General features: G+C 65.4%; 13 protein-coding genes. 8 read left to right on the top strand and 5 right to left on the bottom strand.

Translation table 11 applies throughout. The annotated features are described in order from the left end of the window. The first annotated feature begins 87 nt into the window (after positions 1–87). A complete protein-coding gene (locus BCD48_RS08175; protein ID WP_241841587.1) occupies positions 88–966 on the top strand; it encodes a mycofactocin-coupled SDR family oxidoreductase in 879 nt (292 codons plus the stop codon). Positions 967–985: 19 nt separating this feature from the next. On the opposite strand, the gene BCD48_RS08180 is transcribed toward BCD48_RS08175, so the two are convergent. The 5 genes from BCD48_RS08180 to BCD48_RS08200 all read right to left on the bottom strand — a co-directional run bounded on the left by BCD48_RS08180 (position 986) and on the right by BCD48_RS08200 (position 6360). After that, entirely contained in the window at positions 986–1705 is a 720-nt protein-coding gene (locus BCD48_RS08180; protein WP_198543146.1) for an SDR family NAD(P)-dependent oxidoreductase, read from the bottom strand. A 69-nt stretch (positions 1706–1774) separates the two neighbouring features. Beyond that, entirely contained in the window at positions 1775–2839 is a 1065-nt protein-coding gene (locus BCD48_RS08185; protein WP_071047711.1) for a zinc-dependent alcohol dehydrogenase family protein, read from the bottom strand. Positions 2840–2961: 122 nt separating this feature from the next. Next, a complete protein-coding gene (locus BCD48_RS08190) occupies positions 2962–3426 on the bottom strand; it encodes a cupin domain-containing protein (protein ID WP_198543147.1) in 465 nt (154 codons plus the stop codon). Between the two features lie 249 nt (positions 3427–3675). Next, positions 3676–5124 (bottom strand): aldehyde dehydrogenase family protein, encoded by a 1449-nt coding sequence (locus BCD48_RS08195; RefSeq protein ID WP_241841588.1) that lies wholly within the window; start codon positions 5122–5124, stop codon positions 3676–3678. Positions 5125–5421: 297 nt separating this feature from the next. Next, the gene (locus tag BCD48_RS08200; protein ID WP_071047713.1) at positions 5422–6360 is read right to left on the bottom strand and encodes a zinc-binding dehydrogenase; all 939 of its coding nucleotides are present in this window, start codon (positions 6358–6360) and stop codon (positions 5422–5424) included. 268 nt (positions 6361–6628) lie between these two features. Between BCD48_RS08200 and BCD48_RS08205 the strand changes: the two genes are divergently transcribed. From BCD48_RS08205 to BCD48_RS08230, 7 genes are all read left to right on the top strand, one after another. Beyond that, the gene (locus tag BCD48_RS08205; RefSeq protein WP_071047714.1) at positions 6629–8113 is read left to right on the top strand and encodes an aldehyde dehydrogenase family protein; all 1485 of its coding nucleotides are present in this window, start codon (positions 6629–6631) and stop codon (positions 8111–8113) included. Positions 8114–8351: 238 nt separating this feature from the next. Continuing rightward, positions 8352–9338: an amidohydrolase family protein gene (locus tag BCD48_RS08210; protein ID WP_071047715.1), complete on the top strand. Its 987-nt coding sequence runs from the start codon at positions 8352–8354 to the stop codon at positions 9336–9338. Between the two features lie 216 nt (positions 9339–9554). Continuing rightward, positions 9555–10433 carry a mycofactocin-coupled SDR family oxidoreductase gene (locus BCD48_RS08215; protein WP_071047716.1) on the top strand — a complete coding sequence of 293 codons (879 nt, stop codon included), beginning with the start codon at positions 9555–9557 and terminating at the stop codon, positions 10431–10433. Further along, complete coding sequence (locus BCD48_RS08220; RefSeq protein ID WP_198543148.1) at positions 10430–11872, top strand: MmgE/PrpD family protein; 1443 nt, start codon at positions 10430–10432, stop codon at positions 11870–11872. The genes BCD48_RS08215 and BCD48_RS08220 overlap by 4 nt, the downstream gene beginning before the upstream one ends. 332 nt (positions 11873–12204) lie before the next feature. Further along, entirely contained in the window at positions 12205–13995 is a 1791-nt protein-coding gene (locus BCD48_RS08225) for an AAA-type ATPase lid domain-containing protein (protein ID WP_131803841.1), read from the top strand. A 49-nt stretch (positions 13996–14044) separates the two neighbouring features. Further along, positions 14045–14521 (top strand): SDR family NAD(P)-dependent oxidoreductase, encoded by a 477-nt coding sequence (locus BCD48_RS56430; RefSeq protein WP_083418322.1) that lies wholly within the window; start codon positions 14045–14047, stop codon positions 14519–14521. A 412-nt stretch (positions 14522–14933) separates the two neighbouring features. Beyond that, positions 14934–15345, top strand: a 412-nt coding sequence (locus tag BCD48_RS08230) for an acyl-CoA dehydrogenase family protein (RefSeq protein WP_131803835.1), incomplete at its 3' end; no start/stop codon positions are given.

A 15345-nucleotide genomic window follows, 5' to 3' on the forward strand; every position in this document is an offset into this window, starting at 1 on the left:
GCACCTCGTCACGTGCGACCCAGGACGGCCCGTAGACGGCAGAGAGCGAGACCATCGGGCGGCAGCGCTTCTCTGGACATACTATATATGATGTGGGAATATCCTGCTACCCCTACGCCGGAGGAAACGATGGGCCGTGTCGATGGCCAGATTGCTCTGGTCACTGGTGCTGCGCGCGGGCAAGGCCGAAACCACGCCTGGAGGTTTGCCGAACAGGGAGCGGACGTCATAGTTCTTGACATCTGCGCCGATCTCCCCACGATCGGCTACGCGCTGGGTACCAAGGGCGAGCTCGACGAGACCGCGGCCGGTGTCGAGGCGCGCGGCCGACGCGTTGCTGCCGCCCAGGTAGACGTCCGCGACGCAGAGCGACTTGACGCCGTCGTGTCCGCAGCCGTTTCCCAACTCGGTGGGTTAGACGTCGTCTCCGTCAACGCCGGCGTCTGCGGCTTCGGGAACGTCCTCGACCTGACAGCAGAGGAGTGGAAGGAGCAGATCGACGTCAACCTGACCGGTTCGTTCAACACAGCGAAGGCCACCATCCCCCACATCTTGAGCCAGGGTCGCGGCGGATCAGTGATCTTCACCGCCTCGACCTGCGGTCTTCAGGCCGTTCCCGGCATCGGCCACTACAACGCGAGCAAGTTCGGCGTGGTCGGACTGACCAAGACCCTGGCCTTGGAACTGGGCGAGCAGGGGGTGCGGGTCAACGCGGTGTGCCCGACCAACGTCGCCACCCCGATGTTCCAGAACGACCTCACGTGGAAGCTGTTCTTCCCGGACGTCCAGAACCCCAGCCGTGCCGATGCCGAGGCGCCCAACTCGGCGGCCCGGCAGATGCACACCATCCCAATCCCTTGGGTCGAGGTCGACGACGTCACCAACGCGGTGATGTACCTAGCCTCAGACGACTCCCGCTACGTGACAGGCACGACGCTTGTCGTCGACGCCGGTCGCACTCTGTAATGCTCAGAGAGCTTCTGGGTCAGTGTGCCGTCCACCCACCGTCGACGACTATCTCGGCGCCCGTCACGTAACTGGCGTCGTCGGAGGCGAGGAACAAGGAAGCGTGTGCGACCTCGCGCGGCTGGGCCTTTCGGCCCAGCGGCACGAGACCGATCTCGGCAGACTCGGTTTCGGGAGTTGCCGGACCGGCAAAGAGCGTGTCGATCACGCCTGGGTTGACCGAGTTGACTCGCACTCCCCGGCCGGCATACTCCAGGGCGGTCGACTTGGTCATGATCCGAACCCCACCTTTGGAGGCGTGGTATGCGATCGCGTCAGGGCTCCCGATCTGGGCGTACACGGAGCAGATGTTGATGATCGAGGCGTTGCCCGAGGCCACCAGCGTGGGTAGGACGGTCCGCATACCGAGCCACTGGCCCTCCAGGTTCACACCCATCACCTGCCTCCACCGCCGCTGGGAAAGCGCCTCGGTTCCTTCCGGACTGAAGATCGCAGCGTTGTTCACCAGCGTGGTGAGCGTGCCGCGCACGGAGAGTACGCGGTCGAGCGCAGCGCTCCAGTCGTCCGGTCGGGTCACGTCGAGGCGGAGGAAGTGAACGTCGAGGCCACGCTGTCGAAGCTCGGCCTCGAGTGCTGACCCCTCGTCGGTCAGCACGTCACCGAAGAAGACGGACGCACCTTCCTCGCCGAACAACTCGACGTGTGCGGCTCCGAGGCCCCGGGCACCGCCCGAGACCAACGCGACCTTGCCACTCAGTCGTTCGCTGATGTTCGTCGTCCTCTCAGTTGGTCGGGAGTGTCCCCGACGTCAGAACTCGATCACTGCCTTGCCTCCGAGCTGCTTGTCGAACTCGACGTATGCGTGCGCGGCGGCGTCGATCGTCCACCGATCGGTGAACACCTTGTCGACGTCGACACCGCGATCGGCCACGAAGCGAGCACAGTCCGTCTGCACTACGTCGGAGAAGGTGTACGACCCGATCATCGTGAGCTGCTTTCGGATGACCTCGCGACTCACGTCGAAAGTCGTCTCCGCCTCAGCGTGGCCGACGAAGGCGACCCTGCCCCAGTTCGCCAGGCTTCGCACGGCGTCCCGCCGTGCCCCTGACGAACCCGCCGCGTCCAGTGCACAGGTCACCCCTCGGCCCCGGGTCAGCTCGCGAATGGCCTCCACCGGATCGACCTTGTTCGAGTCGATGGCGTGAGCCGCACCAAAGCCTTCAGCCAGAGCGACTCGTTCTTCTGAGACGTCGACCGCGATGACTGACGTCCCCATGGAGGCAGCCAACTGCACGGCCGACTGGCCCACAGGTCCCAGACCGAAGACGGCGATCGTGTCGCGGGCAGAGAGGTCCAACCTGGTCAACGCACCGTAGGCGGTGCCGGTACCGCAGCAGATTGCTGCTCCGGCAGAGTAGCTCAGCTCATCGGGCAACGGGAGCACGGCGACCGCGGGGACCTTCAGGAAGTCCGCATGGCCGCCGTCGACGGTCGACCCGATGAGCCCGGCCCCGTGCTCGCACATCTGCGTCCAGCCGGCACGGCACTCGCGACACATCCCGCACCCGGTGTAGTGGTAGACCATCACGCGGTCGCCCACCCGGACCGACCGTTCGTCCACCCCGGGCCCCGTCGCGGCGACGACTCCACACGGTTCGTGCCCAGCGATGACGCGAGCGTCGCCATCGAGGTCAGCTGGACCAGTACCGAACGCGGCTAAGGCAGCCTTCGCGCCTCCCCGGTAGAACTTGAGGTCACTGCCGCAGATCCCCGACGCCTTGACCTCAATGACCACCTCGCTCGAGCTGGGCACCGGATCGTCGAACGAGGCAATCTCGATCTTACGGTCTCCACGGAAGACGACACCACGCATTGCATCTCCTCGCTGGTGCGACGAACGACTACCTGGCCGCCCAGCCGTCACCGAGCTCGCACGACCTCCTGCGGACTACGGGCAGCTGCCGGCGCGGACCCAGCGCAACACGGCGACCTTGTTCACCTCTTCCCGCCGACCTGCACCGCCACCTTCATGCACGGCTTGTCGCCGCGGTTGCTCCAGGTGTGAACGGTGCCACGCTGCACCAGGGTGTCGCCCGGCTTCAGGAGCGTCTCGCCTGTCTCCGTGACCGCGTACAGCTCACCCGAGATGATCGTGACGATGTCGACTGTGTCGGTCTGGTGCAGGCCGACGACGTCGCCGTTCGACCCGGCACGGTCGACGGCCGCTGCCCCGCTCATCGCCTCGAGTGAGGCGCGGTACTCTGCCACCGCATCCCACTCGCTGTCAGGTGGGAAGGTCGTGATTCGGTAGACGAAGCCTCCTTGAGGAGGGTCGAGTAAGACTTTCCCCGTAGTGCCGTCTTCGTTCAGGACGTCCGTGGGCAGGGTCTCCACCCGCCAGATGTCGCAGACTGTGAACCCCGGTGTCGCGACCCGTACGGGCGTCGGCCCGTCGGCCACGAACGTCGATCTTCCGGACTCGTCGAGGCCAGTGACGACTCGGCGGGCCTGAACCTGAAGGTGTTCGCCTGGCATGGTGCCGCCCTTCTCAGAGACGATGAACTGCTGCTGGAGAACCGAGTTTCATCAGCAGGAACAATATATAATGTACGAAATAGGTGTTCGGTCCGGTTTTCGGGACCGGACGAAGCTCGCGGCGGACCGACACCAGGCCACCTCGTCCGCGCGACAAGACTCGACGGACCACGGCTACAAGGCTGTGTGGACGGCCTGTATCTGAGTGAAGTCGTACAGGCCCCAGCGGCCGTTCTCGACGCCGACCCCGCTCCACTTAGCGCCCGCGAACGGCTGATGCGGGAGCGTGACCGCATGTGTATTGACCCACGACGTGCCGCACACGAGCTCACTTGCCACCAGGGCGCCACGCTGCGGGTCGGAGGTCCACACTGATCCGCCGAGGCCGTACTTTCCGCTGTTCGCGCGCTCGACGGCCTCGTCCAGGCTGCCGTACGACAGCACGGGCAAGGCCGGGCCGAACTGCTCTTCGTCCACGATGCGCATCCGATCGTCCACGTTGGCCAGGATCGTCGGCCAGTAGAAGAACCCCGCACGCTCAGGAGCCTCGCCGCCAGCCGCGGCCCGCGCTCCGCGGTGCAGCGCGTCGTCGACGAGGTCCGACACGATCCGCAGCTGAGGCCGATTGTTAAGCGGACCGTAGTCGGTGAGCGGGTCCATGCCGTCACCGATGACGGCAGCACGCGCACACTCTGCGAGCGCCTCGACGACCTCGTCGTACAGCCTTTCAGGAACGTACGCTCGTTTGATAGCGGCGCACGTCTGCCCGCAGTTCACCAGTGCGCGGTCGAAGATACCCCGCGCCACGACGTCCGGCTCGGCGTCGTCCAGGACCACCGCGGCGTCGTTCCCGCCGAGCTCGAGCGTGATCCGCTTGAGGTCTGGCACCGCCGCCGCCGCAACGAGCTTGCCCACCGCGGTCGAACCGGTAAAGCTGATCTTGCGGGTCAGCGGGTGCCCGGTCAACCAGCCGCCCAGCTCCGCACCGCCGCTCACCGCGCTCAGGACGCCGGGCGGGAAGGCCCGCTGAAGCACCTCGACGAGTTTCAGTGTCGCCAGCGGCGTATAGGGCGACGGCTTGACCACCATGGTGTTGCCGGCACGTAGTGCCTGAGATGCCTTCTTCCCCACTGTCTGGATGGGAAAGTTCCACGGCGAGATGGCCACCGTCGGCCCGAGCGGGCGACGGTGGACACTGACCTTGCGCTGATCGCTGTCTTCAGCGATCTCCGGAGTGAGGAGATCGGGATGGGCGTACCACCGGAGCCACTTCGCGGAGGTTGCAACCTCCGCGAGCGAGTCGCGCAACGGCTTTCCCTGCTCCGCGGTCAGAATCAGGGCGAGTTCCTCCGCCACCGTTTCGAGCTCGTCGGCTGCCGCCAGCATGGCAGCACATCGAGCGGCGTCGTCACGGCGCCACGTCTGGAAGGCGCGCTGCGCGCCTTCCATGACGTCGTCCACCTGGCCGCGAGTACAGTCCGGCGCCTTCGCGAGGTGGCGTCCGGTCGCCGGATTCAGCACCTCGAAGACGCGCTCCGCCGTCACGCGCCGCCCGTCAATTGTCATGGCGACGCTTGCCTCGGCGGCAAGGTCGCGCGTCGTCGCATCGGTCGTCCTGGGCACCGCTGTTCCTCACTAGTAGGTCAACCAAGGGTCACCCGCCTCGACCACCCGCCGCTGGTCGCCGGATTCACGTAGCGGAGTTCGACCTCCTGCCCGGCCCGCCTCCCCGAAAGTCCCTTGACGGGGGCGTGGCGTCAGAGCCTTGCGACGGCGGCCGACGGCGGCCCGGCTCCCTCGCACAACTCAGATAGATGCGATCTGTCACACTGGGTGACAAGATCTCCAACCGACTGCGTCTCAAGCGGGCTGCGCAGGCAGCCGCCGACATCTCTCCGGCGTCGCCCACATCCTCCGCGCTCAGTCGTAGATCACGGCCAGACGTCCGGCGTTCTCCCCACGCCGTAGCCTCTCGATCGCCTCGCCGATCTCGTCGAAAGCGATGCGCTCTGTCTCTGACTGAAGATGACCGGCAGCCATGAGCTGCAGGACCTTGGCGTTGTCTTCGTTCGTTCCTCCCTGCGATCCCAGGAGGTCGACTTGGTTCATGGTCAACGCGATCAGGTCCAACGTCCCGAACCGTTCGGCGAGCCCGACCTGGACAACCCGCCCTCCGGGCTTCACGGTCTCGACGGCAGACGCGGTCGTCGTCCCGAAACCCGCGAAGTCGATGATCGCGTCAAGTCCCTCGCCCTTGAAGTCCTCGACGGTGGACGAGACCGCCGCGGCACCCGCCTCAATGATCTTCGGATGCAACGACCGCTTCGTCTCGGCCACGAAGACCTGCGCGCCCGCTCGCAGCGCAATGTGGGTCCCGAGCGACCCGAGTCCACCAAAACCGATGATCCCGATCTTGTCCCCCGCCTTCACGCCGGCGCGCGCCATGACCGCGTGGTAGGACGTCATGCCCGCGTCGGTGGAGACCGCCGCCTGGTCCCACGGCACACCGTCCGGCACCGGCACGAGGACGTCTGTCTGGACCGCCAGCCTCGGTTGGAACCCACCGTCGCGGCCGGTTCCTGGGCCTTCCACGACGGAGCGCACCGCGACCCGGTCACCCACCGAGAAACTGGTGACGCCCTCCCCTATCTGACTGACGACGCCAGCGACTTCGTGACCGAGCGTGATCGGCCGGAACGCCAGGAAATGACTGATGGTGCCCTCGAGGTGTCCCACGTCGGTGTGGCAGATGCCCGCGCCCTTGACCTCGAGCAGGACCTCCCCGGGCCCAGCGACCGGCTCGTCGATCTCGTTCAGGGTGATCGGCTGGTGGTCGCCGACGTACTGCCAAGCCTGCATGACTACCCCTTCACGCCAAGGTCGACGACGAACGAAGGCCTCGCCGCCGAAGCTGACGCCTGCGAGCACCGATCCCGTTCGCTCCGCCGACCCGCTCTATATCATATATCTTCCTGGCCAGCAATACACCGTCGTGGCAGCCCTCCGCAACGAGCGAGGCCTTGCCAGAGGCTGCCTTTCATATATCATGCACATCGTGCCGCTGCTACGGACTGAGTCTTGGCCCCGTTGTCAGCCGCCGGCGGCCTAGCCACCCTAGGAGACCAGCATGGCGAGCTCGACCATCCTGCGCCGGGTCGGCTTCATCGGAGCGAAGGGTGCCGTCGTCCCCCGCTCGGACCACTACCTTCCCGTCCTCAATCCGGCCACAGGTGAGACGATCGGCGAGGCGTACGAGGTCCAGGCCGACGATCTCGACGAGATCGTCGAGCAGGCGCGCACGGTCTACGAGTCCACTTGGCGGACGACGGCGCCGGACGTCCGTGGTGAACTCGTGCGTGCCTGGGCCGATCTGGTCCGTGCGCACCGCGACGAACTGGCCGACCTCGAGGTCGCCGACGTCGGGAACCTTCGTGCCGAAACGATGGGGGACGTCGACGCGTGCGTGCGCGTCCTGACCTACTACGCCGGCATGGCAGACAAGCTCGAGGGCCGCTCCTACGCCCCGTATCCAGGACGGGTTGCCTACGGCGTCAACGAACCGTACGGCGTGGTCGCTGGCATCAACCCGTACAACGCGAACGCCGTCTTCGTGGCCTACAAGGCAGGGCCAGCCGTCGTCGCCGGTAACTGCATCGTGCTGAAGGCACCGGACGTGGCGCCGTTGTCGACGTTCCGGATCGTCGAGCTCGCCCTGAAGGCCGGCATCCCGCCGGGGGTCGTGAACGTGGTCACGGGCCGTGGTCAGGTCACCGGCCCGCTGCTCACACAGCACCCTGGCATCGGCCTGGTGGCGTTCACGGGCGGCCCCGAGGCCGGCCGAGCCGTCATCAGGCAGTCCGCTCGCAACATCGTGCCGGTCAACCTCGAGCTGGGTGGAAAGAGTCCCGCCATCCTGCTCAAGGATGCAGATCTCCGGCTCGCGCTTCCTTCGGTGCTCCACTCCAACTTCGTGAAGAGTGGACAGAGCTGCGTCGCGGGCTCGCGTATCTTCGTCCACGGCTCGATGTACGCGCAGGTGTGCGACGAGCTTGCGTCCCGAGCGGCCGCGGTCAAGGTTGGACAGCCCACGAATCCGGCCTCGCAAATGGGCACCCTCATCACCCAGCGGCACCGCGACCACGTCGACGTTCTGGTCCAGGGCGCGATATCCCACGGTGCGACCTGTCTGGCGGGTGGCGCCCCCGTCACCACGGGCGACCTGGAAGGCGGCGCCTTCTACGCTCCGACCGTGCTCGTGGACGTCACCGACGACAACCCTGCCGCGACCACCGAGGCGTTCGGTCCGATGGCGAGCGTGCTGCCCTACACCGATGTCGACGAGGCGCTCTTCCGTGCCAACAGCAGCCCGTTCGGTCTCTCGGCGCAGGTGTGGGGCAACGACGCATCCCAGATCCAGCATCTGGTGCAGAACCTCTCCGCCGGGACGGTCTGGGTCAACGCCTACCGCGCCATTCATCCCACTGTTCCGTTTGGCGGCATGAAGGAGAGTGGCTATGGTCGAGAGAATGGATTCGAGGCTCTCCGCCTCTACACACAGTCCAAGGCCGTGGTCTGGGATCTCTCGACCGAGCGCCCGCTGCCGTATACCTGAGGTCGGTCAGCTCGTCGGGACACCGCTTCCGGTGGCCAGGTCACCGAGAGCGAATAGCAATCGGGACGAGCTCGTCGCTGTCCGCGGTACGTGAGACGTGGACAGTCTCGACATTCGGGATTCATTACGCCGACGAGTCCTCGCCACGCCCACGAGTCCACCGGGGCTGCCGGACGGTCCGAGATCCAACGTTCGTCCCGTCGGTGGCACGAGCTAGCACGAGCTAGGGGGTAGCACAATGCGGAAGAGGGCTGAACCGGAAGTTCTCGAAGATGTTCTCGAGCCAGAGCTGCCGATCGTCGACGCTCACTACCATCTCTGGGACCGGGATGCGTCGATGCAGCGAGAGGACTACCATCTCGACCATTTCATAGACGACCTCGCCAGCGGTCACAACATCGAGTCTACAGTGTTCGTAGAGGCAGAGGCCCGTTACCGCCCGGACGGACCCGCTCAACTGCGCTGCGTAGGCGAGACCGAGTTCGCGAACGCCTCGGGGGAAGAGGCTGCCGCACTCGGGCTCAAGACGCGTATTGCCGCAGGTATCGTCGCGTACGCCGATCTCGACCTCGGCGCCGACGTCGATGCTGTTCTCGACGCGCACCAGGCCGCCGCGCCGGACCGGCTGCGGGGAATTCGGGACATGGCTGCTCTTGATCGCTCAGCCCCGGAAAGGGATCCGCACCGACTGCTGCAGCCGGATTTCCGTCAGGGCCTGCGGCGCCTCGCGGCTCGCGGTCTGACCTTCGACTTATATGTCTTCCAGGTCCAGCTCGGGGACGCGATCGCCACCGTAAGGGCGCTTCCCGAAGTGACCTTCGTGTTGAACCATCTCGGCGGCCTGATCGGCATCAGGCCGTGGGTCGGGCGCAGGGACGAGCTCTGGGCACAGTGGCATGACGACATTGCGACGATTGCCCGTGAGCCGAACGTGTACCTCAAACTCGGCGGGCTCAACATGTTTATCCCCGGCTTCAACTGGCACCATGGAGATCGGCTGCCGTCCTCGACTCAGCTCGTCGATGCGACTGGCAAGTACTACTCACACGGCATAGAGAGTTTCGGGCCGGGCCGCTGTATGTTCGGGAGCAACTTTCCGCCGGACAAGCTCTCTGGCTCGTATCGTACGTTGTGGAACTCCTTCAAGCTCGTCGCCTCGGTGTACACGGCCGAAGAGAAGGCGGCCATGTTCGCTGGGACGGCCAGTCGTGTTTACCGCCTGTAGCTGCCCACCCGTCGTCACCGCGTGGCGGCGGTCCGAACAGCGAGGCCATTCGTTTCGTTCTACTGAGGAACATTTGCAACTCGTACGCACGTTCGCCCGACGTTGGCGTGTCCGCAGGGCCGTCACCACTCTCCCGAGGCCGTCCGGCCGCGTTGCCGACGGGTCTCACGTCATACAGGTCAGCCGGTCGGTGGCGCCGGCCGGAGAGGGGTAGTCATGGGCAAGATGACCGGCAAGGTCGTACTCATCACGGGCGGGGCAAGGGGGCAGGGTCGCTCCCACGCGGTGCGGATGGCCGAGGAGGGCGCGGACATCGTCGTGACGGATGTGTGCGAGCAGCTTCCGTACGTCGATTACGACATGGCGACGCCAGCGGACCTCGCTGAGACCGTGGCTTTGGTCGAGAAGCTGGGGCGCCGTTGTTTAAGCTATGTGGCTGACGCGCGGGATGTGACGAAGATGCGTGAGGCGGTCGACGACGCCGTGGGCCAGCTCGGCCACCTCGACACGGTCATCGTCAATCACGGCATCTCCACCCGGCACGGTGTCGAGAGCGAGGAAGCAGACGAGATCTGGGACCTCATCGTCGACACCAATCTGTCCGCCGTGTTCAAGACCGTCCGAGCCGTCCTTCCGCACATGAAGGCGAAGGGGGGCGTGATCCTTGTGACGGCATCCGCCGCGGCGCTCGTTCCCCTCTTCGGAAACACCGCCTATGCCGCGGCCAAGCACGGGTTGATCGGCTTGGTCAAGACGCTCGCCGCAGAACTCGCGCCGTACTGGATCCGGGTGAACGCGGTGTGCCCCACCGCTGTTGCGACGCCGCTGTTCCTCAACGAAGCACATGTGCGCGCCTTCTGTGGGGACGACCCGAGCAAGACAGTCGAGGACATGGTGTTTCCAGCGCAGTCGCTAAATCTGCTTCCGGTTCCCTGGATCGAGCCCGAGGCGGTGTCGAGCGCCATGCTGTATCTCGCTTCTGACGATGCCAAGTACGTCACCGGGGTCGCGCTTCCGGTCGATGCTGGCATGACCTCCCAACCACCCGGAATCACTCCCTTCGTCGGCCAGCGACTCGCGGAACTGTCGCAGTGACGGCTGCCGGAGCCCCCGGCCTGAGGCCGACGATAGTTGAGGCCCTCGCCGATTTCACGTGTGCGACTGATTTCTCGAAACTGCCGCCCGAGGTCGTCGCGGAATCCAAGCGAGTCCTTCTCGACTCCATCGGCTGCGGCCTCGCCGGGAAAGACCAGCTTAAGGGGATCGTCGGCATCGAGCTCGCGAGTCTCAGTCACGGGGCTCGAGACGATGCCACGGTCATCGGGAGCAGTGAATCAAGCTCGGTGTTCGGCGCGGCGTTCGCCAATTCGGAACTGATCAGTGCGCTGGACTTCGACGCGATCCTCGCGCCCGGGCACGTGGCACCCGTCGTGATCCCGGTTGCGCTTGCCTCCGGAGAGTCGGCGGCTGCCAGCGGGAAGGAAGTACTTACAGCGATCGCGATCGGACACGAAATCTCCTGTCGCATCGCTTATGCGATGGACGGTCTGCGTGACGTCGAGAGCGGAAAGGTCCTGCAACGGCCGGTTGTCGGCTATAGCTGCATCGTTTTCGGCGCCGCGGCGACGAGCACGAAGCTCATGAATCTCCCGCCAGGGCCGACAGCGAGCGCGATCGGTATCGTCGGCAGTATCGCACCCGTCCATTCGCACGGTGCGTGGAGCGCGCACACTCCCAGTACGACAGTCAAGTACATGGTCGGTGGCGCGTTCGCACAAACCGCTTTGACGGCCGCTTACATGGGAAAATTCGGCCATCGCGGAGACCGCGAGATGCTGGACGACACGGAGTTCGGGTTCCCACGGTTCATCGGAACCTCGCGGTGGGACCATCGGTCCATTACGCGTGGGCTGGGAGTCGAATGGCTGTTCCCCAAGGCCCAGACGTACAAGCCGTACCCTCACTGTCGGGTTCTCCATGGTCTGATCGACACACTCGTCTTGCTGGTCGAGGAACACGACCTGAAGCCTGACGAGATTCAGGAGATTCGGTCCTGGGGCGAGGGTTGGCACCGCCAGCCCACGTGGCTGAACACGAACATCGAGCATGTCGTCGACGCCCAGAACAGCATGTCTCACGGCCTGGCTCTGGCGGCTCACCGCATCCCCCCGAGCAAGCGATGGCAAGACCAACAGGTCGTGTTCGACTCGTCCGTCATGGGTCTGATGACCAGGGTGGTCACAAAAATTCATCCGAGCTATACCGGGTACCTTAATGAGTATCCCGCGAACCGGCCGGCCCGCATCGAGATCGACGCACGGGGAACTATGTTCGCGGCCGAGCGAATGTTCCCGAAAGGAACTCCGTCGATCGACCCGTCGACCACGATGTCCACGGAGGAACTTGTGGCCAAGTTCCGGACCAACGCAGACGGTGAGCTGCCAGACGCAGCTGTGGATGCGATCGTCGCGACGGTTCTCGACCTTCAAGAAGTCCCCGATGTCCGAGACCTCACCCGGCTCCTGCGGCCGTAATTGCCATGTCTTGTCCTAGTAGCGCCGCCGCTCCAACCACTGCCATGCCACGCGGCCAGAACCGTCAAAACCGAGCGTTGCCTAACGCGGACGGATTCTTCTCGTCGTTGCGGCATTCTGCCGCACTCGGCCAGGAGGAAGGCGCTCGCCCCTGCGACTCGTCTGGCCTACTGGACCACGGCCCGTCGGCGCGCGGGGGCCGTTGGCTAGTGCCGTGGCCGGGGTAACCATTGTCGGCTGGATCGCTCAGATCACTCAGACCCCGGTGAACCAGCAACCGTTCTCATCCTCGATATATTGTGCATCTTACCGGGCCGAACTTAGGAGGACGGGTGAGGCCACTTCAGTTCGAACGCAGTCGGGGCGATATTTCCCCGACAATCAACTCGGCTCGGGTGAAATACCTTGCAACGAGATCCGTCTCTTCGGGCGTGCGGCCCGAGATCGCTAAGTCGTGGCAGCGGTCCCGGGCGAGCGGCTTCGTGTCCACAACAGCGGACTGGGCGCCGGTGCATTCGCCTCCCGACAAATGCGGTCTCTCCCGGGCCTTCGATCAGGAGCTGCGCTCGCGGCTGGCCACACTTGACCATTTGCGGCTCATGGCCATCCTGGTGGACCGCGGCTCGGTCGTCGTCAGTCACTACGGTCTTCCCGACGCCGCTCGGAACCCGCAGCTCCTAAGGTTCGGTGGCCTCCCACCGATTGGCTCGTCCCTGTCTGAGGCAAGTATCGGAACCCATGCAGCGAACATGGCGTTGGAGTCGGGCGGTCCCGAGCAGGTCGTCGGTCACGAGCACCTCCACGAACGTTATCTGGGTACCCATTCGATCGCGATCCCGATCATCAGCCCGACAACCCAGCGCACCGCTGGGGCCCTCGTGATCGAAAACGCCATGCCAGCGAGCGCACTCTTGCTTCCCTGGGCGTCCGAGATCGCCGCTGCCATGCGCCAGAGCCTGCGGCAGGACTCCAACGAGCGCGAGATGCTGTTGATGCGCGACTTTCTCTCGGCGCGGGCCGCCAACCGCCGCCCAGTGATCTGCCTCAACCAGCAGACGTTGCTGTGCAACGTCGGGGCTTCGCGGCTGCTCGGCGGCGGCGACCAGGCAACGCTGTGGGAGTATGCGTCCCAGTTCCTCATGGGCGAGCGACCCGACACCGCCGTTCTCACGCTCACCAACGCGGGGCCACAACACGCGCGCTTCGAGCGGATTCCCGGTCGCGACGGCCCAGTAGGTGTTCGCATCACGCTGCGCCCGCGCAAGGATCGGCCAGCATCGGGCCGGCTGCGGCCGTCTTCAGGAAGCGGTCTGACGTGTTCGCTGCCAGGAAAGAGCCGCCGATGGAACCGACTGCTCGAGGATCTGCAGTCGGCACGTTCCAGTTCCGACCGCGTCGTTCTCGTCGGAGAATCAGGAACCGGCAAGCGGCACATCGCTCGCGCCCTCGTGCCCTCCGACGCTCTCGAGGTCGACTGCTCGGCCGAGGCCGAGATGCTCCAACTTCTGCGCCAGCGGCGTTCAGCGCCGTGTCCCCTGATCGTGACCCACCTCGAGCGGCTGTCCGACGCCGCTATGGCCGAGGTCGAGGAGATCGTTCTCGGCGACCAGCACCATGAGGCGCCGGTCGTGCTCACGCTCACGGAGGTCTGCGGGGAGGCCGCTCGTCTCACCCAGCGCGGAACCGGTGTCGGTCCATGGGTCAGAGTTCCCGCACTGCGTGATCGATTAGACGATCTTCCGGACCTCGTTGCCGAGATGACCGCCAGTCGCACCGAGGCCGGCCGTGAACCGGTGCGCTGGCTGCCAGACGCTTTACAGGTTCTGGCCCGGGTGGACTGGCCCGAGAACCTGCGGTCGCTCGAGTCGGTAGTCGACGGCGTCGCGCGCCGCTGCCAAACCGGGTACGTCGATTCACGCCAGCTTCCGGACGGCGTCCAAGCCAGGGCCGCTGGTCGCCAGCTCACCCGGCTGGAACAACTCGAAATTTCTGAGCTGCTGGCGTCCCTGCGCGAGTCAGACGGTAACAAGTTCGCGGCCGCTCAACGGCTGGGAATCGCCCGGTCCACGCTCTACCGGCGGATGCGCTCGCTAGGTCTTGATCTTGCTTTGGTCAACTACTGACAGGCAGCTCGAAACACGCGCGGCCAGTCGCTCGCAAGTCTGAGCGGAAATACCAGCTAAGTGGGCCTGGAGCGCTGGTCGACGATCGACATCCTCGACGACAACGTCCGGGTCGGCGGGCAACGCAACGCTGGAAGAGATCACACCCGGAGGGATTAGCCGCGTGGTCGCGATCAACCTTCAGGGAATGGTCCTGACGTGCAAGCACGTCGTCCCTGTGACGCGTTGGCAGGGCGCTGGCGTGATCACCGACATCTCGTCCAACGCGGTGCTAGTCGACTACCCCTACGCGGGCTACCAGACCTCCAAGGCGGGCATCGTGACGTTCACGCCGCACCTGACGATCGCCAATGCGCCTACGGCATCCGCGCCAACGTCATCCTCCTGGTTTTCATGGACACGCCCATGGCGGTCGAACACAAGATCGGCATGGAGGCTCGGGCGCCGGGTAATCCCCAGCGTTGCTGGCGTTGGCGCGGATGCAGGCGTGTTCGGGGCGTTGGGGCCAGAGCCTGAGGTCGGGTAGCGATGCCGGAGACTGTCGCCCCCCTTGACCTGGACGAGGTCGATCACAACACGTTCATCGGCCGGCAGCCGCGGTGGACTCCTCAGTCGCTCGTCTACGGCGCCCGGATCGCGGGCCAAGCCGAACTGGTCGAAGGCGAAGAGCCCAGGCCTCGGCCGACCGTCCCCGCCCCCTGCCCGTGCGCGAGTCCCGCGGTGCCCCGTGGACATCACCAGCCCACCCGCCGCGGGCCGACCAGGCATCCGATGGGTCACGGCACATCCCGCCGGTGGTGGAGACGCGGCTGTCCGTCCACCTCGGCGCCGCGAGGTGAGAGGCGCCCAAAGCCGGGAACTCGCAGCAGTTCGCCGTGTGGACCCGACCGCCAGCGACTCCGTCTGCAACGGGGTCAGTGACAATGCTAGGAGCTGGGATGGGCAGGATCGCGCAGACTGACGGTCTCACGGAGGTTCAGGCCGACATTCTGTCGGCGGTGCGCATCTTTGTGGACAAGGAGATTCTGCCGCACGCGACCGAGCTCGAGCACAAGGACGAGTACCCGCACGAGATCATCGAGCAGATGAAGGAGATGGGCCTGTTCGGGATCACGATCCCGGAACAGTACGGCGGGCTCGGCGAGTCGCTGCTCACCTACGCGCTGGTCGTCGAGGAGGTCGCCCGCGGCTGGATGAGCGTCTCGGGCGTCATCAACACCCATTTCATCCTCGCCTACCTGCTGATCCAGCACGGCACCGAACAGCAGAAGCAGCGGCTCCTGCCGAGGATGGCGACCGGCGAGATCCGCGGCGCCTTCTCGATGAGCGAGCCAGGCTGCGGCTCGGACG

It is taken from the genome of Pseudofrankia coriaricola (assembly GCF_001854805.1).
In the GTDB taxonomy this organism is placed as follows: domain Bacteria; phylum Actinomycetota; class Actinomycetes; order Frankiales; family Frankiaceae; genus Pseudofrankia.